At 68.1% G+C, this 21,939-nt stretch carries 19 protein-coding genes and 1 pseudogene; 9 read left to right on the top strand and 11 right to left on the bottom strand.

What is annotated here, in order from left to right; translation table 11 throughout:
- Positions 1–62 precede the first annotated feature (62 nt).
- The gene (gene tyrS, locus IEQ11_RS01890) at positions 63–1,277 is read right to left on the bottom strand and encodes a tyrosine--tRNA ligase (RefSeq protein WP_191823911.1); all 1,215 of its coding nucleotides are present in this window, start codon (positions 1,275–1,277) and stop codon (positions 63–65) included.
- Between the two features lie 204 nt (positions 1,278–1,481).
- Here tyrS and IEQ11_RS01885 point away from each other — a divergent pair, with 204 nt between their 5' ends.
- Together IEQ11_RS01885 and IEQ11_RS01880 are read left to right on the top strand one after the other, a co-directional pair.
- Entirely contained in the window at positions 1,482–2,963 is a 1,482-nt protein-coding gene (locus IEQ11_RS01885) for a M23 family metallopeptidase (protein WP_046658777.1), read from the top strand.
- Between the two features lie 289 nt (positions 2,964–3,252).
- Positions 3,253–4,431 carry an anhydro-N-acetylmuramic acid kinase gene (locus IEQ11_RS01880; RefSeq protein ID WP_247024699.1) on the top strand — a complete coding sequence of 393 codons (1,179 nt, stop codon included), beginning with the start codon at positions 3,253–3,255 and terminating at the stop codon, positions 4,429–4,431.
- A 148-nt stretch (positions 4,432–4,579) separates the two neighbouring features.
- Here the strand turns inward: IEQ11_RS01880 and IEQ11_RS01875 are convergent, their stop codons facing one another.
- The 3 genes from IEQ11_RS01875 to IEQ11_RS01865 form a co-directional block, all read right to left on the bottom strand.
- A complete protein-coding gene (locus IEQ11_RS01875) occupies positions 4,580–4,921 on the bottom strand; it encodes a hypothetical protein (protein ID WP_194735244.1) in 342 nt (113 codons plus the stop codon).
- Positions 4,922–5,037: 116 nt separating this feature from the next.
- Positions 5,038–6,384, bottom strand: a complete 1,347-nt coding sequence (locus IEQ11_RS01870) for an AmpG family muropeptide MFS transporter (RefSeq protein WP_247024697.1) — start codon at positions 6,382–6,384, stop codon at positions 5,038–5,040.
- An 82-nt stretch (positions 6,385–6,466) separates the two neighbouring features.
- Positions 6,467–7,240 (bottom strand): exodeoxyribonuclease III, encoded by a 774-nt coding sequence (locus tag IEQ11_RS01865; protein WP_046658775.1) that lies wholly within the window; start codon positions 7,238–7,240, stop codon positions 6,467–6,469.
- A 56-nt stretch (positions 7,241–7,296) separates the two neighbouring features.
- Between IEQ11_RS01865 and IEQ11_RS01860 the strand changes: the two genes are divergently transcribed.
- The 3 genes from IEQ11_RS01860 (at position 7,297) to IEQ11_RS01850 (ending at position 9,310) form a co-directional block, all read left to right on the top strand.
- A complete protein-coding gene (locus tag IEQ11_RS01860; protein ID WP_052756556.1) occupies positions 7,297–7,860 on the top strand; it encodes a GNAT family N-acetyltransferase in 564 nt (187 codons plus the stop codon).
- Positions 7,857–8,513: an orotate phosphoribosyltransferase gene (gene pyrE, locus IEQ11_RS01855; protein ID WP_191823772.1), complete on the top strand. Its 657-nt coding sequence runs from the start codon at positions 7,857–7,859 to the stop codon at positions 8,511–8,513. Before IEQ11_RS01860 ends, pyrE begins: the two co-directional genes overlap by 4 nt.
- Positions 8,514–8,659: 146 nt before the next feature.
- A complete protein-coding gene (locus IEQ11_RS01850; protein WP_191823773.1) occupies positions 8,660–9,310 on the top strand; it encodes a hypothetical protein in 651 nt (216 codons plus the stop codon).
- 812 nt (positions 9,311–10,122) lie between these two features.
- Here the strand turns inward: IEQ11_RS01850 and IEQ11_RS01845 are convergent.
- The 4 genes and pseudogenes from IEQ11_RS01845 to coaBC all read right to left on the bottom strand — a co-directional run bounded on the left by IEQ11_RS01845 (position 10,123) and on the right by coaBC (position 14,761).
- On the bottom strand, positions 10,123–12,438 hold the full coding sequence (locus IEQ11_RS01845; RefSeq protein ID WP_096411942.1) for a phosphomannomutase/phosphoglucomutase: 2,316 nt from the start codon (positions 12,436–12,438) through the stop codon (positions 10,123–10,125).
- 216 nt (positions 12,439–12,654) lie between these two features.
- Positions 12,655–13,113, bottom strand: a complete 459-nt coding sequence (gene dut, locus IEQ11_RS01840) for a dUTP diphosphatase (RefSeq protein ID WP_036115328.1) — start codon at positions 13,111–13,113, stop codon at positions 12,655–12,657.
- A gap of 103 nt (positions 13,114–13,216) precedes the next feature.
- Positions 13,217–13,498: a hypothetical protein gene (locus IEQ11_RS01835; RefSeq protein WP_036115307.1), complete on the bottom strand. Its 282-nt coding sequence runs from the start codon at positions 13,496–13,498 to the stop codon at positions 13,217–13,219.
- A gap of 31 nt (positions 13,499–13,529) precedes the next feature.
- Positions 13,530–14,761 (bottom strand): annotated as a pseudogene (coaBC, locus tag IEQ11_RS01830) (bifunctional phosphopantothenoylcysteine decarboxylase/phosphopantothenate--cysteine ligase CoaBC).
- A gap of 213 nt (positions 14,762–14,974) precedes the next feature.
- Between coaBC and radC the strand changes: the two are divergent.
- From radC to IEQ11_RS01815, 3 genes are all read left to right on the top strand, one after another.
- On the top strand, positions 14,975–15,649 hold the full coding sequence (gene radC / locus IEQ11_RS01825; RefSeq protein WP_046658771.1) for a RadC family protein: 675 nt from the start codon (positions 14,975–14,977) through the stop codon (positions 15,647–15,649).
- A 141-nt stretch (positions 15,650–15,790) separates the two neighbouring features.
- Positions 15,791–17,479, top strand: a complete 1,689-nt coding sequence (gene argS / locus IEQ11_RS01820) for an arginine--tRNA ligase (protein ID WP_191823774.1) — start codon at positions 15,791–15,793, stop codon at positions 17,477–17,479.
- Positions 17,480–18,376 carry an SPOR domain-containing protein gene (locus IEQ11_RS01815; protein WP_191823775.1) on the top strand — a complete coding sequence of 299 codons (897 nt, stop codon included), beginning with the start codon at positions 17,480–17,482 and terminating at the stop codon, positions 18,374–18,376.
- Here the strand turns inward: IEQ11_RS01815 and IEQ11_RS01810 are convergent.
- Complete coding sequence (locus IEQ11_RS01810) at positions 18,370–18,783, bottom strand: hypothetical protein (RefSeq protein WP_191823776.1); 414 nt, start codon at positions 18,781–18,783, stop codon at positions 18,370–18,372. The two genes, IEQ11_RS01815 and IEQ11_RS01810, sit on opposite strands and share 7 nt — an antisense overlap.
- Positions 18,784–18,842: 59 nt before the next feature.
- Here IEQ11_RS01810 and IEQ11_RS01805 point away from each other — a divergent pair, with 59 nt between their 5' ends.
- On the top strand, positions 18,843–19,256 hold the full coding sequence (locus IEQ11_RS01805; RefSeq protein ID WP_036115295.1) for a hypothetical protein: 414 nt from the start codon (positions 18,843–18,845) through the stop codon (positions 19,254–19,256).
- 1,332 nt (positions 19,257–20,588) lie between these two features.
- On the opposite strand, the gene IEQ11_RS01800 is transcribed toward IEQ11_RS01805, so the two are convergent.
- Together IEQ11_RS01800 and IEQ11_RS01795 are read right to left on the bottom strand one after the other, a co-directional pair.
- Positions 20,589–21,527: an NAD(P)-dependent oxidoreductase gene (locus IEQ11_RS01800; RefSeq protein ID WP_484502480.1), complete on the bottom strand. Its 939-nt coding sequence runs from the start codon at positions 21,525–21,527 to the stop codon at positions 20,589–20,591.
- A gap of 160 nt (positions 21,528–21,687) precedes the next feature.
- A complete protein-coding gene (locus IEQ11_RS01795) occupies positions 21,688–21,939 on the bottom strand; it encodes a YciI family protein (protein ID WP_057920493.1) in 252 nt (83 codons plus the stop codon).

The following is a 21,939-nucleotide window of genomic DNA, read 5'->3' as shown; positions in this document are numbered from 1 at the left end:
GGCGGCAGCCCGGTTTTCGCCGGGAATCAGGTTATGGCCCAGGCCAGGACTCGGGCCCGCGCTCAGGCAGCCACCAGACGCACCCGGGCGAAATTGCGCTTGCCCACCGCCAGTACGCCCTCGAAGCCCGGGCCGAACACCTGCTGCGGGTCTTCCACGACGTTGCCGTCGACCTTGACCGCCCGCTCCTTGAGCTTGCGGTTGCCTTCGGCATTGCTGGGGGTCAGGCCCGCGGCCACCAGCAAGGCCGCGATCCGCAACCCCTCGGCCGGCACCGCCACGTCGGTCAGCGGCAATGAAGCGATATCGCCCTCGCCGCGCACGGCCGCATTCCAGCCGGCGACCGCGGTTTCGGCCGCCTGCTCGCCGTGGAAGCGCGCGGCCAGCTCGCGCGCCAGGCGCAGCTTGAGGTCGCGCGGGTTGAGCTGGCCGGCCTCGATCTGGGCCTTGAGGCTCGCCGCTTCGGCGATACCGATCTCGAAGCTCAGCAGATCGATCCAGCGCCACATCAATACGTCGTCGATCTTCATGGTCTTGGTGACGATGTCGATCGGCGGCTCGTTGATGCCGATGTAGTTGCCCAGCGACTTGGACATCTTGTTGACGCCGTCCAGGCCCTCCAGCAGCGGCATGGTCAGCACGATCTGCGCCGGCTGGCCATGGTGCTCCTGCAGGCCGCGGCCCATCAGCAGGTTGAACTTCTGGTCGGTGCCGCCGAGTTCGACGTCGCACTTGAGCGCCACCGAGTCGTAGCCCTGCACCAGCGGATACAGGAATTCGTGGATCGCGATCGACTGCTGGCCGGCGTAGCGCTTGGCGAAGTCGTCGCGTTCGAGCATGCGCGCCACGGTGTGCTGACCGGCCAGGCGGATCATGTCGGCGGCCGACATCTTGCCGAACCACTCGGAATTGAAGCGGACCTCGGTGCGCTCCTTGTCGAGCACCTTGAACACCTGCTCGGCGTAGGTCTCGGCGTTGGCGAGCACGTCCTCGCGGGTCAGCGGCTTGCGGGTGACGTTCTTGCCGGTCGGGTCGCCGATCATTCCGGTGAAGTCGCCGATCAGGAAGATCACCTGATGGCCCAGGTCCTGGAACTGCCGCATCTTGTTCAACAAGACGGTGTGGCCGATGTGCAGGTCCGGCGCGGTCGGGTCGAACCCTGCCTTGATCCGCAGCGGGCGACCGAGCTTGAGCCGGGCTTCGAGCTCCTCGCGCTTGAGGATTTCGTCGGCGCCGCGGGCGATCAGGTCGAGGGCTTCTTGGGTGGTGGGAGGCACGCTGTTCAAAGGGCTGGACTCAAGGACGGTCGCGAACGGATTTTGTTAACGCCGTCACGAATTCAGGTTAAGTGTGGGTTAAACGAATTGGCACCCGACGGTAGTGAAAAACCCTATTCAGCTCAAGGGTTTGACGCGTACTGCTCGCGTGTCTATGGTAACGCCGCTACGCGGCCTTCACACCTCGACACGAGGGATCCATCCATGACAGTACCCGAGCAGGCTTCCAGTGTGGTCGCCGAACGACGCGAACGACTGAAAGCCTTGCGTGAAGCCGCGTTGAAACGACCGGTGTTGGCGCGTCATATCTCCGATGGGTTCAACGGTCGCTGGTCGGGCCGGCAGTGGGTGCAGGCCGGCCTGTTCGCCACCCTCGGCATGATGGTCGCCGCGATCGTTCCCGGTTTCAGCCAGTCCACCGCCTCGGTGCGCGCGCACGAGCCGCGTCAGTCGCTGGCGCTGGCGTTGCCACCGCTGACCCTGGCGCGCCTTAAAGGCGAAACCGGCGACAGCTGGCAGTTGGTCCGGGTCAACCGCGGCCAGACCCTGGGCTCGGTGTTCAAGGACATGGACATTCCGTCCTCGACCATGCGCCAGATTCTCGAGCAGCCCGGCGCGAAGGAAGCGCTGATGCGGATGAAGCCCGGCACCGAGCTCGGCTTCGACATGCCGGTCAACGGCGCGCTGCGTACCTTCCGTTACGACAAGGACGACAGCCACCGGATCGAGCTGAGCCTCACCGGCGACAAGATCACCCAGAAGGTGATCGCGCGTCCGACCGAAACCCGCACCGTGGTGCTCAGCGGCAAGGTCGGCAAATCCCTGTTCCGTTCGGCGCGCAAGGTCGGCCTGACCGCGGCCAACATCAACACCCTGACCGACGACATCTTCAAGTACGACATCGACTTCAACGAAGACGTCGGCAGCGACGACCGTTTCAGCGTGGTGGTCGAACAGACCTGGCGCGAGGGCGAACTGCTCAGCACCGGTCCGATCCTGGCCGCGACCTTCACCAGCGAAGGCAAGCTGCACACGGGTTTCCGTTTCGATCGCGGCGGCAAGCCCGAGTACTTCACCGGCGACGGCCGACCGCTGAAGAAGAGCTTCATCCGCATGCCGATCGCGTACGCGCGGCTGACCTCGGGTTTCGGCTCGCGCCGGCATCCGGTGCTCGGCAACATCCGCATGCACAAGGGCGTGGACTACGCCGCCGGCACCGGCACGCCGATCATGGCCGCGGGCGACGCGCGCGTGCAGTTCATCGGCTGGAAGGGCGGCTACGGCCGCGCGGTGATCCTCGATCACGGCCGCGGCTACACCACGCTGTACGGCCACATGTCGAACTTCAGCAAGGTCAAGCCGGGGCAGCGCATCGCCCAGGGCACGGTGATCGGCTATGTCGGCAGCTCGGGTCTGGCGACCGGTCCGCATCTGCATTACGAATTCCGCGTCAACGGCGTGCATCGCAATCCGCTGTCGGTGACCATGCCGCCGCCGGAGCCGCTCAGCGGCGTGGCGCTGGCGCAGTTCCGCAGCCAGACCAGCGTGGCGCTGGCGCGCATCCGCCAGGTCGAGAACGTGATCTATGCCGACGCCAGTCCGGCGCCGGCGCCCGCGCCGGCCCAGCAGGCGACGCCGTCGATCAAGCAGGTGGCGAAGAAGGTGGCCAAGTCGCGCAGGGCGTAAGTCCGGGGCGAATGTCGGCATATGCGAAAGGCCTCTTCGGAGGCCTTTTCGCTTTTTGGGGGACGCGATTGGATGTGGGTTTCCCCTTGTAGGAGCGGCGTGAGCCGCGACCGCGACATCGCACATTCGATGCAAGCGCGATGTCGCGGTCGCGGCTCACGCCGCTCCTACAGTTAGTATCCAGCGATCGATCGATTGGCTTTAGGAAACTGCGTCGTGGCTGATAACTCTTCGATCCCCGCGGCTGCTGGCGCGAGGGAGCCGGCTTCAGGCCTTAGGAAACTGCTTCGTGGCTGACAACTCTTCGATCCCGGCGGGCACTGGCGCGGGTGAACCGGCTTCAGGCCTTTATCTTGGACTGATCTCCGGCACCAGCGCCGACGGCATCGATGCCGCGCTGGTGCGGTTCGAACACGGCGCGGCGCCGACGCGCTGCGCATTGGTCCTCGGCCGCACCTATCCGTGGCAGGACGCGCTGCGCGAACGCCTGGTCGCGCTCGGCCAGGGCGGCGATGCGCGCTCGCTGGAGGAGCTGGGCACGCTCGATATCCAGATCGCGCAAGCCTTCGCCCAGGCCGCGCTGGCGCTGATCGACGAAGCCGGGGTGGACCCGCGCGCGGTCGCGGCGATCGGTTCGCACGGACAGACCGTGCGCCATCGCCCGGCGGGGGCGCGGTTCGACGGCCAGCATCCTTTCACCTGGCAGATCGGCGACGGCGCGGTGATCGCCGAACGCACCGGCATCGCCACGGCCGCCGATTTCCGCCGCCGCGATGTCGCCGCCGGCGGCCACGGCGCGCCGCTGATGCCGGCCTTCCATGCCGCGCTGCTGCATTCGCCCGACGAGGACCGCGCCGCGCTGAATCTCGGCGGCATCGCCAATTTCACCTTGTTGCCGGCGCGCGGCGAGGTGCGCGGGTTCGACACCGGACCGGCCAATTGCCTGATGGACGCCTGGGCGCTGCGCCATCTGGGCCGGCCCTACGACGCCGACGGCGCGTTCGCGGCTCAGGGCGAGGTCGATCCGTCGTTGCTGGCGCGGTTGTTAGATGAGCCCTGGTTCGCCCTGCCGCCGCCCAAGAGCACCGGCCGCGAGCAGTTCCATCTGGACTGGGTCGACGCGCGCCTGAGCGGCGGCGAGCGGCCGCAGGACGTGCAGGCGACCTTGCTCGAACTCAGCGCGATCAGCATCGCCGACGCGCTGCGCGCGCATCAGCCGGCGACCACGCGGGTGCTGGCCTGCGGCGGCGGGGTGCGCAACAACGCGCTGCTGGCGCGGCTGGCGGCGCGCTTGCCGGGGGTGACGGTGGAATCGACCGAGCGGTACGGGCTGGACCCGGATTTCGTCGAGGCGATGGGCTTTGCCTGGCTGGCGCGACAGACCTTGGCGGGGTTGCCGGGGAATCTGCCGAGCGTGACCGGGGCGCGCGGGTCGCGGGTGTTGGGGACGGTGCATCCGGCGGGTTGAAGCACGGCGGATGGCGGCGAAAGGCCGCGAGCGTTTGCGGTCTATGCCGGGAATTGGGTTTTCGTCGTATGCGCGGTTGCGCGGTCGCGGCTTGCGCCGCTCCTACAGGGAGCCATCGATGCGGCGACGGGGCTTGCGCCGCGGTGAGTCAGGCCGAATCGGGGGTGCGGGGGCGGAATTCTTCCAGCAGTTCCAGGCCGCTCAGGTCCGGGCCGGCGCTGCGCGGTTTCGGCGCCTCCTGCGGTTCGGCGCGGCCGATCAGCGAGAAGCCCGGATCGCTGGGGATTTCCTGCAGCGCCGCGATCGCTTCCTGCAGCGCGTCGGCGTCGTGGTCGTTGAAGCGCCCGACCATCTCGGCCTCAACCACGAACAGCCCGCTTTCGATCAGATGCAGGGCGGTGCGCTGCAGACTCCAGCCGCGCGCCTCCGCGACCCGACGCAGGCGGTCGGCCAGGATGGCATCGAGGTTGTGCAGGATGATATCGGTCACTGTCGGGCAAGTTGCCACCGTTCGCGTGTCGTTAGCAACACGAAGTTGGCCGAATCGCGTTCAGGAACACGACTTTGCTTGAACGCCGGGGCACCGATGGGGTGCCCGGACGCGATTCACGCCGCCGGCGCGACCCGCGACTCGATCGTCGGCGGGCGCCGTATCGCCAGCACGATGCACAACAAAAGTGCCGGAATACCGAGGACAGCGGTGCCAACGAAGAACAGCGAATACGCCTCCAGCAGACTGCGGTCGATCGCCAGATGTTCGACCGCCACGCCCGACAAGCCTTTGAGCACCTTGCCCAGCAATGCGTAGAACGAGCTGAGCAGCGCGTACTGGGTGGCGGTGTAGCCGATGTTGGTCAAGCTGGACATGTAGCCGACCAGGGCCACGCCGGTGTAACCGTTGCAGAAGTTGTCGATCACCATCGCCGCGGTGAACACGCCGGTGTCGTTGCCGTGCAGGGCGAGGTAGGCGAAGGCGAGGTTGGAGCCCGGGCCGAGCACGGCACCGGCGATCAGGGTCGGGATGAAGCCGAAGCGGACCGCGCTCAGGCCGGCCGCGGCCACGCCGGCGATGGTCGCGATCAGGCCGAACGAGCCGCGCACCTGACCGACCAATTCCTTGTCCATGGCCAGATCGGCGTAGAACGGGTTGGCCATCGGCCCCATCAGGAAATCCGGCAACCGGTACAGGCTGATGGTCAGCAGCATCAGCAGGGCCCAGCGGCCGTGCTCGCGGAAGAACGCCAGGAACGGGCCGACCAGCGCATCGAACAGGCCGCGCGGAGTGAACAGCGCCGGATGCGGGGTGGCCGCGGCGAGCACGCTGGCGGCCGGTTCGCGCGCCATCAGCGTCGCCAGCACGCCCACGCCCATCAGCGCGGCCATCACGTCGTACGACAACGCCCAGCCGGCATGCGCGGCGAGAATCAGGATCAGCGAATCGGTGACCAACAGCGCGGCGCGATAGCCCAGCGTGGCCGTCGAGGTCAGCAGTCCCTGCTGCTCCGGGCTGTCCGCGCTCTCGATGCGCCAGGCGTCGATCACGATGTCCTGGGTCGACGACGCGAACGCCACCACCAGCGCCAGCACGCCGAACACCGCCAACTGGTCGAGCACGAAGCCGCCCAAGAGCAACTGGCCCTGGCGCGGCTCGATCATCGCCATGGCGACCAGCGCCGCCGCCGCGACACCCTGCGACAACAGCATCCAGCCGCGCCGCCTTCCCAGCCAGCGGCCGAACACGGGCGCGTCGAGCTTGTCGATCAGCGGCGCCCACAGGAATTTCAGCGAGTACGCCAGTCCGACCCAGGACAAGAAGCCGATCGTCGACAGCTCGACGCCGTTCTCGCGCATCCAGTAGCCGAGCGTGTTGCCGACCAGGTAGATCGGGATGCCCGAGCTGAAGCCGAGCAGCAGCATCACCAGCACCTTGGGCTGGCGCAGATTGCTCAACACCCGCCGCCAGCCCGTCGAACGCGGCGGCGGCGGTGTCGGCGAAGGCGCCGACGGATCCGCCGACGCCCCGGCCCGACCGGATTCAGACGTCATAATCGACGCAGAACGGCGCGTGATCGGAGAAACGCGGGTCTTTCAGGATCGAGCAGGCGCGCAGCTTGTCGCGCAGACCCGGGGTGGCGAGCTGGTAGTCGATGCGCCAACCCACGTCGTTGGCGCGCGCGGCGCCGCGGTTGCTCCACCAGGTGTAGTCCTGGCGGTCGGGATGCAGCGCGCGATAGGTGTCGACCCAGCCGCTGTCTTCGGCGCACATGCCGTTGAGCCAGTCGCGCTCGGGCGGCAGGCAACCGGAATTCTTCTGGTTGCTGGTCCAGTTCTTGATGTCCAGGCGGCTGCGCACGATGTTCCAGTCGCCGCACAGCACGTAGTCGCGGCCGCTGGCTAACCACTCGTCCAGGATGGGCTTGAGCCAGTCCATGACCTCGAACTTGAAGCCCTGGCGCAGTTCGCCCGAGGACCCGGACGGGATGTAGAACGAGACCACGCTCAGATTGCCGAAGCGCGCTTCGATGTAGCGGCCTTCGTCGTCGAACGGCGCCCAGCCCAGCGCGGTGCGCACCTCGTCGGGCTCGCGCTTGGCGTAGATCGCCACGCCGCTGTAGCCCTTCTTGGTGATCGCGTCGCGGAAGAACGCGCGGTAGCCGTCGGGCAGGAAGGCCGGGCCGGTGAGCTGATGCTCCTGGGCCTTGGTCTCCTGCACGCACAGCACGTCGGCGTTCTGGGTCTTGAACCAGTCGAAGAAACCTTTGGTCGCCGCCGAACGCAGGCCGTTGGCGTTGAAACTGATGATGCGCATGCGCGCTCCGGGGCACGAAGTGCGCACGATCATAGCAACGGCCGGGCGCGGGTATCATGCCCGGCATGACCGTGGCGACCGACGTTTCCAGCCCAGCCCTGGCGCGCGTGAGCGTGTGCGTGGTCTCGCCGATGCTGGCGCCCGCGGTGCGCGCGCTGCAGGTCGCGCCCGAGCAGCTGCAATACGTCGGCCAGACCGCCTACAACCTCGAACAGACCCGCCTGGACCGCAACAGCGAAGCCATGGCGGTGCTCGCCGACGAGCGCGTGGTCGGCTTCTACCGCCTGGACTTCAGCGTCAGCGCGATCGCCGGCCGGCCACTCGGCGAACCCAGCGTGGGCCTGCGCGCCTACGTCATCGACCAGCGCGAGCAAGGCCGCGGCTACGGCACCGCGGCGATGCGCGCCTGCGCCGACGACCTGCGCCGCCGCTATCCCGAGCGCCGGCTGCTGGCGCTGACGGTGAACGTGCGCAACCGCGCGGCCTATGGCGTCTACCTCAAGGCCGGTTTCTTCGACACCGGCGAGCTGTACCACGGCGGCTCGGCCGGTCCGCAGCACCTGATGCTGCTGCGCCTGGCGCCCGCCGCCCCTTCTTCCCCCACTGCCCCGACCCCATGACCGACCATCGCACCCGCTTTCTCCAGCTCGCCCTGCAGGCCGACGCCCTGCGCTTCGGCGAATTCACCCTCAAGTCCGGGCGGGTCAGCCCGTACTTCTTCAACGCCGGGCGCTTCGATTCCGGCGCCGCGCTGGCGGGCTTGGCCAGCTGTTACGCCGACGCGATCGACGCCCATGGCCTGGACTTCGACCTGCTGTTCGGTCCGGCCTACAAGGGCATTCCGCTGGCGACCGCGCTGGGCTGCGAGTACGCGCGCCGCGGCCGCGACCTGCCGCTGGCGTTCAACCGCAAGGAAGCCAAGAGCCATGGCGAGGGCGGCATGCTGATCGGCGCGCCGCTGGCCGGGCGCCGGGTGCTGATCGTCGACGACGTGATCACCGCCGGCACCGCGATCCGCGAGGCGCTCGGGCTGATCCGCGAAGCCGGCGGCACCGTGGCCGGCATCGTCATCGCGCTGGACCGGCAGGAAGCCGTGGACCCTGCACAATCCCGACGCTCGGCGGCAGAAACTGTCGCAATCGAACACGCGCTGCCGGTGATCGCGATCGCCAGCCTCGACGACCTGCTCGGTTTCACCGGCGACAGCGCCGAGTTCTCCGGCCAGCGCGAGCGCCTGCTGGCCTACCGCGCGGCGTACGGACGCGGCGACTGATCGGCGCCGAGGCGGGGCCGGCGGGCCGGCCAGCGCGTTGGGCGCGACGAACCGTGATGCAGGTCACGTTCGAAAACCCGATCATGGCCCGACTCTTGCTTGATGCTTGGTCGACAGATCGCAGCATTCGAAGGCGGAACCGCGACATGAACGCAACCCAGTCCCTGATCGCCGGCGCGCTGCTGCTCGCGCTTGCCACCGCGAGCGCGGCTGCCGACCCGAAAACGAGCGGCAAGAAGCTGTACTGCTGGAACGAAGACGGCCGCAAGGTCTGCGGCGACGCCCTGCCCGCCCACGCGGTCGACAGCGCGCGCACCGAGATCAGCGCCAAGAGCGGCATGGCGACCGCGCGCGTCGACCGGGCCCTGACCGGCGAAGAACGCGCCGCGGCCGAACAGGCCGCGCGCGAAGCCCGCAGCGCCGCCTTGGCGGTCGAAGCGAGCAAGCGCCGTGACCGCGCCATGGCCGAGTCCTATGCCACCGAGCAGGACCTGCGCAATTCCTTCCAGGAGCGCATCGTGCTGCTGGACGAGACCGTCAAGGCCTCGCAATTCGGCATCGCGGGCCGCCGCCAGGCCCTGCTGAGCCTGCTGCGCAAGGCCGGCGAAGCCGAGCTCAGCGGCAAGCCGGTCGGCAAGACCCTGGCCGAGAACATCCGCGGCCAACACGACGAACTGCTGCACCAGCAGGACGTGCTCAAGCAGCAGGTGCTCGAACGCAGCCTGGCCGACCAGGACCTGACCGCGGCGCTGGAGCGCTATCACGCGCTGAAATCGCGGGCGCCGGGCGGCGGTTGATCGCCGATCCGGGCAGGCCGCGACCTGTTCCAGGCCGCAGGTAAAGAAAAGAACACGCAACGCCGCGGATCACCGCGGCGTTTTTGTTTCCGCATCGGTTGAACTCCCGCGCTCCACTGCGGGGTTGCGCGAGGCGCGACCGCGCAAGCTGACGAGAGTGGCGTGGATATCGAGATGTCGTGATCGCAGCTTACTCAGCACCTACAGCGGGTCAGCCACGGCCAAGCCCTGTAGGAGCGGCGTGAGCCGCGACCGCGCAAGGTGCCGAGAGCGGCGCGGGTATCGATGGGTCGTGGTCGCAGCTTGCGCAGCTCCTACAGCGGGTACGCCACGGCCACCCTGGAGCTGCGTAAGCCGCGACCGCGCAAGGTGCCGAGAGCGGCGCGGGTATCGATCTGTCGCGGTCGCAGCTTACGCAGCTCCTACAGCGGGGTACGCCACAGCCCCCTGGAGCTGCGTGAGCCGCGACCGCGCAAGGTGCCGAGAGCGGCGCGGGTATCGATGGGCCGTGGTCGCAGCTTACGCAGCTCTTACAGCGAGGTATGCCACGGCCACCCTGAAGGATCTGCGCGAGCCGCGACCACGCAAGGTATCGATCGCGGCGCCGGTATCGATCTGTCGCGGTCGCAGCTTGCGCAGCTCCTACAGTCGGGAGCTCACTGGCGACGCTAATTCAAGAGCCGCGCTAGTCATCACCAGACGCATCATTGGGAGCCCGATCGCTCCCGAATCAACGGCGCTCCAAGCTCCATGACGCAAAACGCCGCGGCTCAAAGCCGCGGCGTTTTGTTTTCCGCACGATTCGGCCGCACTCAGAACGGCAACTTCAAATCCGGCTTGATCGCGTGCAACTGGGCGCGGAACGCGTCCTGGATGCGCGCCATCGCTTCGTGGCTGTCGGCGTCGAAGCGCATGACCAGGATCGGGGTGGTGTTGGAGGCGCGCACCAGGCCCCAGCCGTCCGGGTAATCCACGCGCAGGCCGTCGATGGTCGACAGGCGCGCGCCTTCGAACGAAGCCTCGTTGCGGAAGCGCTCGACGAAGCTGTGCGGGTCGCCGTCGGGGGCGTCGACCTTGATCTCCGGGGTCGAGATGCCGTTGGGCAGTGCGTTGAGCGTTTCGGTCGCGGTCTGCGGCTGGGCGGCGAGGATTTCGAGCAGGCGCGCGGCCGAATAGATGCCGTCGTCGAAGCCGTACCAGCGCTCCTTGAAGAAGAAGTGGCCGCTCATCTCGCCGGCCAGTTCGGCGTCGGTCTCGCGCATCTTGGCCTTGATCAGCGAATGCCCGGTCTTCCACATCAGCGGGCTGCCGCCGTGGCGCAGGATGTGCCCCGGCAGGCGGCCGGTGCACTTCACGTCGTAGATGATCATCGCGCCCGGGTTGCGCTCGAGCACGTCGGCGGCGAACAGCATCAGCAGACGGTCGGGGAAGATGTTCTGACCGTCGCGGGTGATCACGCCCAGGCGGTCGCCGTCGCCGTCGAAGGCCACGCCCAGGTCGGCGTCCAGGCGCGCGACCATCTTGATCAGGTCGACCAGGTTGTGCGGTTCGCTCGGATCGGGGTGATGGTTGGGGAATTCGCCGTCGATTTCGCAATACAGCGGGGTGACCTCGGCGCCGATCGCGGCCAGCACGCGCGGACCGATGTCGCCGGCCACGCCGTTGCCGGCGTCGACCACGACCTTGAGCGGGCGGTCGATCTGGATGTCGGAGGCGATGCGCTGGACGTAGTCTTCGGAAATGTCGCGCTGGGTCAGCGTGCCCGGCTCGGCCGCGGTGTGCAGGCGGCCGCCGACGATGCGCTGGAACAGGTCGGTGATGGCCGCGCCCGACAGGGTTTCGCCGCCGACCACGACCTTGAAGCCGTTGTAGTCCGGCGGGTTGTGGCTGCCGGTCACCGACACGCACGAGCCCGCGCGCAGGTGGTACGCGCCGAAGTAGATCACCGGGGTCGGCGCCATGCCGATGTCGACCACGTTGCGGCCGGCCTTGCGCAGGCCGGCGATCAGGCCCTCGATCATGGCCGGACCCGACAGACGGCCGTCGCGGCCGACCACGATCTCGGTCAGGCCCTGGTCGTGCATGACCGAGCCGATCGAGTGGCCGATGAGTTCGGCGATGCCCGGGTCGAGGCTCTGCCCGACCACGCCGCGAATGTCGTAGGCGCGGAAGATGCCGCCGTCGATGGAGACTGCGCGGGGCGCAGCGGTGGAGTTTTCAGTCACGTTTCCTGCCAACAGATCCAGCGGTGAGGCGCTCATGGTTTCAGCCAGCGTCTGAACCGGGCCTTCATCCTCGACCGGCGCGGCCGCGCGGCCCAGGCGCTGACGCACCCGGATCAGCACGAACGCGAGCAAGGCCAGCACCACCGCGGCGATGAAGCACGGCAACGCGCCCAGGCCGAGCGGGCCGCCGGCGATGTCCGGCACCGCCGCGGCCACGCGCAGATCGCTGCCGGGAATCTTCGCCGCCATCGCTTCGGCGCCGTTGCCCAGCGCGGTGTCGCCGCGCTCGATCACGCTGAAACCGCCCTGACGCAGGGCCAGGTAACTGCTGCCGTCGACGTCGGCCTTCTCGATGCCGTCGCTGATGCGCTGCAGCGGCAGTTGCACATAGGCCACCGCGACCAGCTGCTCGCCCACGCGCGCCGGCGCGGCCAGCGCCAGCACCGGCTTGCCGCCTTCGCGCACGATCGCCGCCATCGGCTTGTCGGCGACGATCGCCGCTTCCATCGCCCCGAGCCGGCCGTAGCCACCCTTGGGCAGTTGCGCGTAATCGCTGGCCAGATCGATCGGCAGCACCACCACGGCCTTGGCGCCGGGCCAGTTCTTGGTCAGCGCCGCGGCCGCGGCCGGGTAGTCGCCGGCCTGCAGGGCGGCCTGGGTCTCGGCCGCGTCGAGGCGGTCGCGCAGGCGCTTGTGTTCGACCCCGAGCGCATCGTGCGCGGCGGCGACGGCGGTGTCGCGGACGCGGCTGAGGTCGCTGCGGCGCGAGGAATCCAGGTGCTGCTGCACACCGGCCCAGCCCAGCCACAGCGCCAGCAGCGCGCACAGCACGGCCAGGGGCAACAGCACCGGCTTGAGTTGCGCCGCCGATACCTGCGGCTTTTCTAACTTGATATCCACCATTGCCAGAGCCCCTTCCCCAATTCGATACGTGTCTCGCCGACGCTTGCCATCAAGCCGACCCGATCCGCGGCGCCCAGTCTGCACTGTAAGACGCCCGCGATTTCGTCGACTGCGCCTCGCCGCGCGGATTGTGCGTGGCGACCGCCCGCGGCGGTGCGCGTGGATTCCCGGAGATTACCTAGCACGATGCGTGCCAGGGTCACTTCGATTACGCCATCAACGCAGACCGGTGTGTCCGAAACCGCCGTCGCCGCGATGACTGGCTTCGAATTGATCGACCACCTGCAAGCTCGCGCGCACGATCGGCAACACCACCAACTGGGCGATGCGATCGCCGGGCTGGATCGTGAACGTCTCGCGGCCGCGATTCCACAGGCTGATCAGCAGCGGGCCCTGGTAGTCGGCGTCGATCAGGCCGGTGCCGTTGCCGAGCACGATGCCGTGTTTGTGGCCCAGGCCCGAGCGCGGCAGGATCACCGCGCACAGGCTCGGGTCGCCGAGATGGATCGCCAGCCCCGACGGCACCAAGGCCGCGTCGCCCGGATGCAGCGCCAGCGACTGATCGAGCGCCGCGCGCAGGTCCAGCCCGGCGCTGGCTTCGGTGGCGTAGGCCGGCAGCGGCCATTCGCCGCCGTAGCGGCTGTCGAGGAGTTTGAGTTGCAGGCTGTGGTTCATCAGGTCGAAGCGTCCGAACGAAAAAATAGAGAAACGAGCCGGCCGTGAGCGGATCGGCGCGAGCGTCCACGCGCGACCGTCATCGGCCGATCGCCGCGCCGGCTCAGCGTGGCGAGGCGAGGTCCTGCGCCACCACCAATTGCCGCAGTTCGGCTTCGCCGGCGGAAAACCGGTTCATGTCGTACACCAGATAGACCGAGCCCCGGTTCGGCACGCTCTCAAAGCCGATCGCCGGCAGCACCTGATCGTGCCGGTCGAGCGCGCGCACCAGCCGGTGGCAATAGGTCTTGGCCGGGCCCTTGAGCCCGTGCACCGCGGCGTAGCCGTCGCGCAGGACCGCATGGACCGCGTCGAGCACGTTGTCGGTGGTGCTGAAAATCGTCATGGCCGCCTGCGTTTAGGTGAGTGCACGTCGCTCAGGCCGGCCAACGGGTGAGGATCAGATCGAGCAGTTGATCGGCCAACTGGGTCTTGGGCGCCGGGCCCAGCGCAAGCGCGCCGTCGGCCCAGTACACGGTCAGCGCGTTGTCGTCGCTCTCGAAACCGCTGCCGGCGACGCCGACGCGGTTGGCGGCGATCATGTCGACCCGCTTCTTTTCCAGCTTGCCGCGCGCGTAGAACTCGACGTCGTGGGTCTCGGCGGCGAAACCGACCACCACGGTCGGGCGGCGTTCGTGCACGGCGACCTCGGCCAGAATGTCGGGGGTGCGCACCAGCTCCAGAGTGAGCTGCTCGTCTTTCTTCTTGATCTTGCCCGGCGCGATCACGGCCGGCGCGTAGTCGGCGACCGCGGCCGCGCCGATGTAGGCGTCGGCCGGCAAGGCGGCGATCACCGCCTCGCGCATCTGACGCGCCGAACGCACGTCGATGCGTTCCACATCGGCCGGGGTGGCCAGCGACACCGGGCCGGCGACCAGAACGACCTTCGCGCCGCGGCGCGCGGCGGCTTCGGCGATCGCGAAGCCCATCTTGCCGCTGCTGCGATTGCCGATGAAACGCACCGGATCGATGTCTTCGAAGGTCGGGCCGGCGCTGACCACGATCCGGCGGCCGGACAGGCTGGCCGCGCTCATGCCGGCGCTCCGGCGAGCGCGGCTACGATTTCGTGCGGTTCCAGCAGCCGTCCCGGGCCGGATTCGGGTTCGGCCATGCGGCCTTCGGCCGGGCCGAGGAAGTTCACGCCGCGGCTGCGCAGGGTGGCGACGTTGGCTTGGGTGGCCGGGTGGCCCCACATGCGGTGGTTCATCGCCGGGGCGACCGTCACCGGGGCCTCGGAGGCCAGGCACAGGGTGCTGATCAGGTCGTCGGCGAAGCCGTGGGCGAGCTTGGCGATCATGTCGGCGGTGGCCGGCGCGATCACGATCCGCTGCGCCCAGCGCGCCAGTTCGATATGGCCCATCGCCAGTTCGGCCGCGTCGTCCCACAGCGAAGTCCGCACCGGATGGCCGGACAAGGCCTGGAAGGTCGCGGTGCCGACGAAGCGGGTCGCGTTTTCGGTCATCGCCACGCGCACCTGCGCGCCGGCGTCCTGCAGGCGCCGGACCAGATCGGCGGCCTTGTACGCGGCGATGCCGCCGCAGACGCACAGCAGGATGCGCTGGTCGCGCAGCGGCGGGTTGGGATCGTGCGGGATGGGATCGGGCGCCATGGTCGGCCGGTACTTCTCGGGTGCTTGCTCGGGTGCTTGCCTGGTGCTTCTCGTCGCGGGGTGCGCGGGTTACGCCGGCACGGTCCGGCGCGGCGCGTGATGCGCTCGCGACGGCGGCCGGCAAATCCCTACACCCGCTCGGGGCTCTAGCTTACCCGATGGCCCTGTCCGCCCCGATGCCGGCCGCCGCGGCCGGGCTTGCACGATGCCGCCATGAGAATCCACGAATGGCCCAGCGCGGAACGGCCGCGCGAAAAACTCCTCGCCCACGGCGCCGGCTCGCTGTCGGATGCCGAACTGCTGGCGCTGATCCTCGGCTCGGGCGTGCGCGGCTTCGACGCGGTCGGCACCGCGCGCCAGCTGCTGACCGAGCACGGCCCGCTGCGCGACCTGCTGGAACAACCGCCGGCCAAGCTGATGCGCATGCGCGGGATCGGCTCGGCCCGCGCCTGCACGCTCAAATCCGCGCTGGAACTGGCCGCGCGCTGCCTGCGCGCCGACCTGGAGCGCGGCGCCGCGCTGACCGACCCCGATTCGGCCGGGCGCTACTTCGCCCAGCACCTGCGCGGCCGCCCGCAGGAAGTGTTCGCGGTGCTCTACCTCAACAGCCGCCACAACGTGATCGGCTTCGAGGAACTGTTCCACGGCACCATCAACGGCGCCGAGGTCCACCCGCGCGAGGTCGCGCGCCGCGCCCTGCAGCGCAATGCCGCGGCGGTGATCGTCGGCCACAACCACCCCAGCGGCAACGCCGAACCCAGCCAGGACGACCGCAACGTGACGATCCGGCTCAAGCAGGCCCTGGCCCTGATCGACATCCGCCTGCTCGATCATTTCGTGGTCGGCGACGGCCCGCCGGTGTCGATGGCCGCGCGCGGCTGGGTGTGAAGGCCAGAAACGAGTTCGCGGGAGTGAGGAACCAGTAAAAGCCGCGGTCGCGTCGCCTTTACTCGCTCCTCACTCCTGTGAACTCAGTTCTGCTCTAAAATCCCGGGTCCCGTAGCACCCTGCGAATCGCGAAGTCCCCCTGTGAAAGCCACTCTCCATGCGCTCGTCGCGCAGGCCATCGACGCCCTGCGCGCCGCCGGCACCCTGCCGGCCGACCTGTCCACGCCCGATTTCGTGATCGAGCGTCCCAAGAGCCGCGCCCAGGGCGATTTCTCGACCAACGCCGCGATGCTGCTGGCCAAGCCGGCGCGCAGCAACCCGCGCGAGATGGCGCAGAAGCTGCTCGACGCGTTGCCGGCCAACACCGACATCGCCCAGGTCGAGATCGCCGGCCCGGGCTTCATCAACTTCCACGTCGACGAAGCCGCCTGGCGCCGCCAGATCGGCGAGGTGTTCGCGCAGGGCGCCAACTACGGCCGCAACACCGGCGGCGCCGGCCATCGCGCCGGGGTCGAGTACGTGTCGGCCAATCCGACCGGCCCGCTGCACGTCGGCCACGGCCGCGCGGCGGTGATCGGCGACTGCATCGCGCGCGTGCTCGACGCCAACGGCTGGGACGTCACGCGCGAGTTCTACTACAACGACGCCGGCGTGCAGATCAACAATCTGGCGATCTCCACCCAGCTGCGCGCGCGCGGCCTCGCGCCGGGCGACGAGGGCTGGCCGGAAAACGCCTACAACGGCGATTACATCGGCGACGTCGCCCGCGCCTACCTCGACGGCGCCACGGTCGAATTCGAAAATCATTCCGTCACCGGCAAGGGCGACATCGACGACCTCGATGCGATCCGCCAGTTCGCCGTGGCCTACCTGCGCCGCGAGCAGAACGCCGACCTGGCCGCCTACGGCGTCAGCTTCGACGTCTACTTCCTGGAAAGCTCGCTGTACGAGCAGGACAAGGTCGAGGAAACCGTGCGCGAACTGGTCGCCCACGGCCACACCTACGAGGAAGGCGGCGCGCTGTGGCTGCGCAGCACCGATTTCGGCGACGACAAAGATCGGGTGATGCGCAAGTCCGACGGCACCTATACCTACTTCGTGCCCGATGTCGCCTATCACCTGAGCAAGTGGCAGCGCGGCTACGAGCGCGCGATCACCGAGCTGGGTTCGGATCACCACGGTTCGCTCGCGCGCGTGCGCGCCGGCCTGCAGGCCCTGGATGTCGGCATCCCGCAAGGCTGGCCCGAGTACGTGCTGCACCAGATGGTCACGGTGATGCGCGGCGGCGAGGAAGTGAAGCTGTCCAAGCGCGCCGGCAGCTACCTGACCCTGCGCGACCTGATCGACGAAGCCGGCCGCGACGCGGTGCGCTGGTTCCTGGTCGCGCGCAAGCCCGATTCGCAGCTGACCTTCGACATCGACCTGGCGCGCTCGCAGTCTCTCGACAATCCGGTCTATTACGTGCAGGTCTCGCATGCGCGCATGTGCGGCCTGATGCGCCAGTTGGCCGAGCGCGGCCTGTCCTACGACCCGGCGCACGGCCTGGCCCAGGCGCTGGACCTGAACGACGACGCCGCGCACGAGCTGATCGTGACCCTGCTGCGCTACCCGGACGTGGTGGCGGTGGCCGGACGCGACCTGGAACCGCACCAGATCGCCGGTTTCCTGCTCGAGTTGGCGCAGACCTTCCAGACGTATTACAACGATCACCAGTTCCTGGTCGACGACGCCAACCAGCGCCACGCGCGCCTGGTGCTGGCGATGGCGACCCGCCAGGTGCTCGCGAACGGTCTGGCGCTATTGGGGATCAACGCCCCGGAGGTGATGTAAGTGGCAGCACGACGCGGCAAATCGCAGGCCAAGCGCAACAACCAGAACAACGAGAGCCTGCCCGGCTGGGCCTGGGGCGTGCTCGGCCTGTTGCTGGGCGTGGTGGTGATCCTGGTCGCCCCGAAGTTCCTCAAGGCCGACGGCGGCGACGGCTTCTTCCGCCCGCAGCCCAATCCCGACGCGCAGCCCGCCGCGGTCACCGCCGACGAAGAATCGGTCGCGCCCGAAGGCAACACCGCCGCCGCCAGGCCCGCGTCCAGGACCGACGGCAAGAGCGGCAAGTCCGACAAGGGCGACAAGGAAGGCCCCGGCTACGACTTCTACACCCTGTTGCCGGGCAAGGAAGTCGAGATGAGCGACGCCGAACTCGCCGCCACCGAGGCCGCCGAGGAGCAGCGCCGCGCCGCGCAGCAGCGCAGGAATCCGCAGCCGGCCGCCGTGGCCGCCGCGCCCGCTGCCAGCACGGCCGCGGCGGCTCCGGCCGCCGCCGCGCCGACCACCGTCAGCCTGCCCAAGCCGGTCGACACCATCGCCCCGCCGCCGTCGCAACCGGCCCCGGCGCCGGCTCAGGTCGCCAGCGCGACCCCGCCGGCCAGCGTGACCCCGAAGCCGCCGACCGTCGCCGCGACCCAGGGCCCGGCCGCGGCCGCCGCGGCGAACGACAACACCCGTTATCTGCTCCAGGCCGGCGCGTTCCAGGCCTCGGGTCAGGCCGAGGAAATGAAGGCCAAGATCGCGATGCTCGGCCTGGGCGCGCGGGTCGAATCGGCGCAGATCAGCGGCAAGACGGTGTACCGCGTGCGCATGGGGCCGTACGGCACCGCCGGCGATCTCGCCGACGCCAAGCGCAAGCTCGCCGACAGCGGCTTGCCGGGCATGGCGATCAAGGTTCAGTAAGCCGCCGCGCGCGGCGTTCGGATGTCATCAAAACGCCGGGCCATGTGCCCGGCGTTTTTTTTGTTGCCTGGCGATCCGAGGCGATCGCGGTCGCGCGATGGCGTCCTGTCCGACGCCGCGCGAAGGGCCTGGAAACGCGATGCGGACGCGATGGCAGCCATCGTCGTGGCTTGATTCTTCGCCGAGCGCGCGTCCAGCAATGTGCCCGTTCGACAAGCACGTAAATACCGCGCTTGCGCGTTCATCCACCTCGCGCGTGCCCGGCGAGCAGCGGCCTCGAAAATCGGCGATTCGACACCCACGATCGCCGCCGGGAACGCAACCCATACGCCCGATTGCGCGCAACCGCGCGTCGGCTCAGGGCTGCCTTCCGGTCGGGTCGGCGGCGACAGCGCGACGCCGGTCACCCTGCGTCGCGCGCGCGGCGAAGTAGACTGCGGCGGCTAATGAAGTCGTTGGGGAACGGATGGACAAGCGCATTCTTCTGGGCTGCCTGAGCGCGGCGGGCATGTTGTTGCTGTTCGGCATCTTCACCAAATACCTCGGCCTGGATTCGCGCCAGGCGATCCAGACCGGCCTGGGAGCGATCCCCCTGATCGACGTATTCGCCGCCCTGATCGCGATGGGCATCGGCGGCGCGATCGCGCGTCACGCGCATTTTCGTTGGGTCGCGCTGCTGCTGATGGTGGCGATGTGGAGCCTGACCTTGTTCACGATCGTGTCGATGGCGATGCCCGACAGTCCGTTGCCGATGCGCACGATGGCGGGCGCGTTGCGCTACAACGCGCTGGCGATCGTGTTGAGCCTGACGGCGGCGTTTGGCGGGGCGTTGCTGGGGGAGCGGATCATGCGGCGAGGCAAGGGGTTTGCTGTTCGCTGATCGGCGGCTTTCTGCAGGGGCCTGCACGGATCGGAATTTCGAATTTCTTGAGCTGCGGCAGATCGGCGCTTCTGGCCCGTTGCGACCACCTGGTGCCCTTCCGCCGTAAGCGCTAAAACAAGGCTCGATTGGCCATCGCAAGCAACGAAATCGCCCCGCACTGTGCGGGGCGATTTGCTATGACGTCCTGTGTGGCGCATGCCCGCGTTTACGCGGCATTCGTAGATTCTAATTAACGCATCCAACCATCCGCCCCTGGCATCTGGCCCGTCGTAGCCCCTGTAGGAGCGGCGCGAGCCGCGACCGCGAATTACGGCTACGACGCAGGTTTCGAGGTTGTCGTAATGACGCGGTCGCGGCTCGCGCCGCTCCTACAGGTAGGCCATGTGGCTTTCGTTCGAGGTCAGGTTTCGCTTCCAGCGCTGCGAGGCTTGTAACTCGCGTTAGCAACAGGACACCCGTAGGGCGGCGCACATGGATGTGCGCCGTGCGCCACCGAGACAGGATGTCTCGTGTGGCGCATGCCCGCGTCGGCAACGCACGCGCGGGCCCTTGATTCAAAGAAAAGCGTTTTTCTTTGGTTACCTTTCTTTTGTCGCTTTTGACAAAAGAAAGTAACTCGGCCGCTTGCGGACGAAAGCTGTTGATCTTGCCTTTGGCTTCAAAAGCTCTAGAGCTTCAAAGCTTTGAGGCCTTTAAAGCTTTGACGCCTTTGAAGCTGCAAGCAGGATCAAAAGCGTTCCGCCGCTGAAGCGGCGGGTCACTTTCTTTTGTCTAAAGCAACAAAAGAAAGGTAACCAAAGAAAAATGCTTTTCTTTGAATCAAGGGCCCGCGCGTGCGGAGCATTCGCAGGCATGCGCCACACGGGACATCCTGTCCCGGTGGCGCACGGCGCACATCCATGTGCGCCGCCCTACGGGTGTGCTTTTGCTAACGCGAGTTAGTGGCTTCGCAGCGCTGGATGAACTGCGCGGCTTCAGGCTCAAGCCAAACTTCAACAGCAACAGCAATTCAAGCGGCAAGCGGCAAGCGGCAAGCGGCAAGCGGCAAGCGGCAAGCGGCAAGCGGCAAGCGGCAAGCGGCAAGCGGCAAGCGGCAAGCGGCAAGCGGCAAGCGGCAAGCGGCAAGCGGCAAGCGGCAAGCGGCAAGCGGCAAGCGAAAATGATGCGCGCAGCAAGGCATCGCGATGCAAGCACCGCGCTGACGACAAATAGACGACTAATCCCCAAGACCGTCATCCCCGCGAAGGCGGGGATCCAGAGCCCGGTCGTTGCGACCCGGCCGCGTCGATCAGAGCCGATGAAACCGGCGCGCGCAAAGCGCGCCGACCCTCACGCCTGTTCGGCGTCGGACTCCACCACCGCGCGCGCGCGCTTGAGCGCGATCAGCGCCGAGGTATCCGATTCGCCATGCCCGCGCTCGATCAGTTCGGCGTAATCCGCCGCGGCCTGGTCGATGGTGTTGGTGCGGATGCCGCTGTCGCGCGCGATGCCCTGGACGATGCGCAAGTCCTTGAGCATGTGCTGGCATTTGAAGCCCGGCGCGAAATCGTCGCGCAGCATGGTCGCGCCGCGCTTGTCGAGGAACCAGTTGCTGGCCGCGCCGGCCATCAGCGTCGGCAGCAGGCGCTCGGGTTCCAGGCCGAGCTTTTCGCCCAGCGCCAGACCTTCGCACACCGCTTCGTTGATGCCGGCGACCAGGATCTGGTTGATCGCCTTGGTCGCCTGACCGGCGCCGGTACCGCCCATGTGGGTGATGCGCGCGGCGTAGCTGTCGAGAACCTCGCGCACGCGCTCGAGCTGCGCTTCGTCGCCGCCGACCATGATCGACAACTTGCCGTTGCGCGCGCCCTCGGCGCCGCCGGACACCGGCGCGTCGAGGAAACCGATGTTGTGCGTGGCCAGCATCGCCGCCGAACGGCGCGCGGTTTCCAGCGAGACGGTGGAGTGGTCGACCACGATCGCGCCGGGCTTGAGCACTTCGGCCAGGGCGGCGACGTTTTCCAACACGTCCGCGTCCAGCGACACGCACAAGATCACCAGGTCGCAATCGGCGAAATTCGCCGGCGAACGCGCCGCGCGCACGTCCAGCTCCGACGCCAACGCGTCGGCCTTGGACTGCGTGCGGTTGCCCACCGCGGTCAACACGCCCTTGCCATGCACGTAACGCGCCATCGGCGCGCCCATGGCTCCCAGACCGATCACCCCTACTTTCATTTCGACCTTCTGCCCGTTCGGGCGCTTGATGTTGCAAAAATCATGATTCGGCACGACCGAGCGATTAGCCCGGCCATCGTGCCATGCGGCAGCGCCTGGTTGCTGCGACCGATCTCATACGCGTACACGCGAACCCGTCCACGTATACGCAACCGCGACCCCTATCGACCTGAACGCGCAAGCATCGGCGCGGTGAAGCCGACGCGACGGCCGTTCAGGTCAGCCATTCGTACACGTCGACCCGCGACGAACCCGTGATGTGCAGCGGGTCGCCGAACGCCAGCGCGCGGGCCTCTTCCAGGTCGACCGCGCGCAGCACATAGGCGCCGCCGCTCTTGTCGGAAAAGCCGCCGGCCAGCTCCAGCCGGCCCTGCTCGCGCAGGGCGTCGAGGAAGTCGCGGTGCGGGCCGATCTGCTCGCTGTCGAACTGCGGCAGGCGCATGGCCAAGACCAAGTAACGATTCAT

Origin of the sequence: Lysobacter capsici, from assembly GCF_014779555.2 — a bacterium.
Taxonomy (GTDB): domain Bacteria; phylum Pseudomonadota; class Gammaproteobacteria; order Xanthomonadales; family Xanthomonadaceae; genus Lysobacter; species Lysobacter capsici.
This window is presented reverse-complemented; position numbering and strand designations above follow the sequence as displayed.

Excerpts from the sequence above, each read along its gene's own strand:
- dut (WP_036115328.1), bottom strand. The coding sequence starts at position 13,113 with ATGAACCACAGCCTGCAACTCAAACTCCTCGACAGCCGCTACGGCGGC.
- IEQ11_RS01805 (WP_036115295.1), top strand. The coding sequence starts at position 18,843 with ATGGACAAGCGCATTCTTCTGGGCTGCCTGAGCGCGGCGGGCATGTTG.
- IEQ11_RS01845 (WP_096411942.1), bottom strand. The coding sequence starts at position 12,438 with ATGGTGGATATCAAGTTAGAAAAGCCGCAGGTATCGGCGGCGCAACTC.
- pyrE (WP_191823772.1), top strand. The coding sequence starts at position 7,857 with ATGACCGACCATCGCACCCGCTTTCTCCAGCTCGCCCTGCAGGCCGAC.
- IEQ11_RS01795 (WP_057920493.1), bottom strand. The coding sequence starts at position 21,939 with ATGAATCGTTACTTGGTCTTGGCCATGCGCCTGCCGCAGTTCGACAGC.
- IEQ11_RS01850 (WP_191823773.1), top strand. The coding sequence starts at position 8,660 with ATGAACGCAACCCAGTCCCTGATCGCCGGCGCGCTGCTGCTCGCGCTT.
- IEQ11_RS01860 (WP_052756556.1), top strand. The coding sequence starts at position 7,297 with ATGCCCGGCATGACCGTGGCGACCGACGTTTCCAGCCCAGCCCTGGCG.
- IEQ11_RS01885 (WP_046658777.1), top strand. The coding sequence starts at position 1,482 with ATGACAGTACCCGAGCAGGCTTCCAGTGTGGTCGCCGAACGACGCGAA.
- IEQ11_RS01865 (WP_046658775.1), bottom strand. The coding sequence starts at position 7,240 with ATGCGCATCATCAGTTTCAACGCCAACGGCCTGCGTTCGGCGGCGACC.
- IEQ11_RS01835 (WP_036115307.1), bottom strand. The coding sequence starts at position 13,498 with ATGACGATTTTCAGCACCACCGACAACGTGCTCGACGCGGTCCATGCG.
- radC (WP_046658771.1), top strand. The coding sequence starts at position 14,975 with ATGAGAATCCACGAATGGCCCAGCGCGGAACGGCCGCGCGAAAAACTC.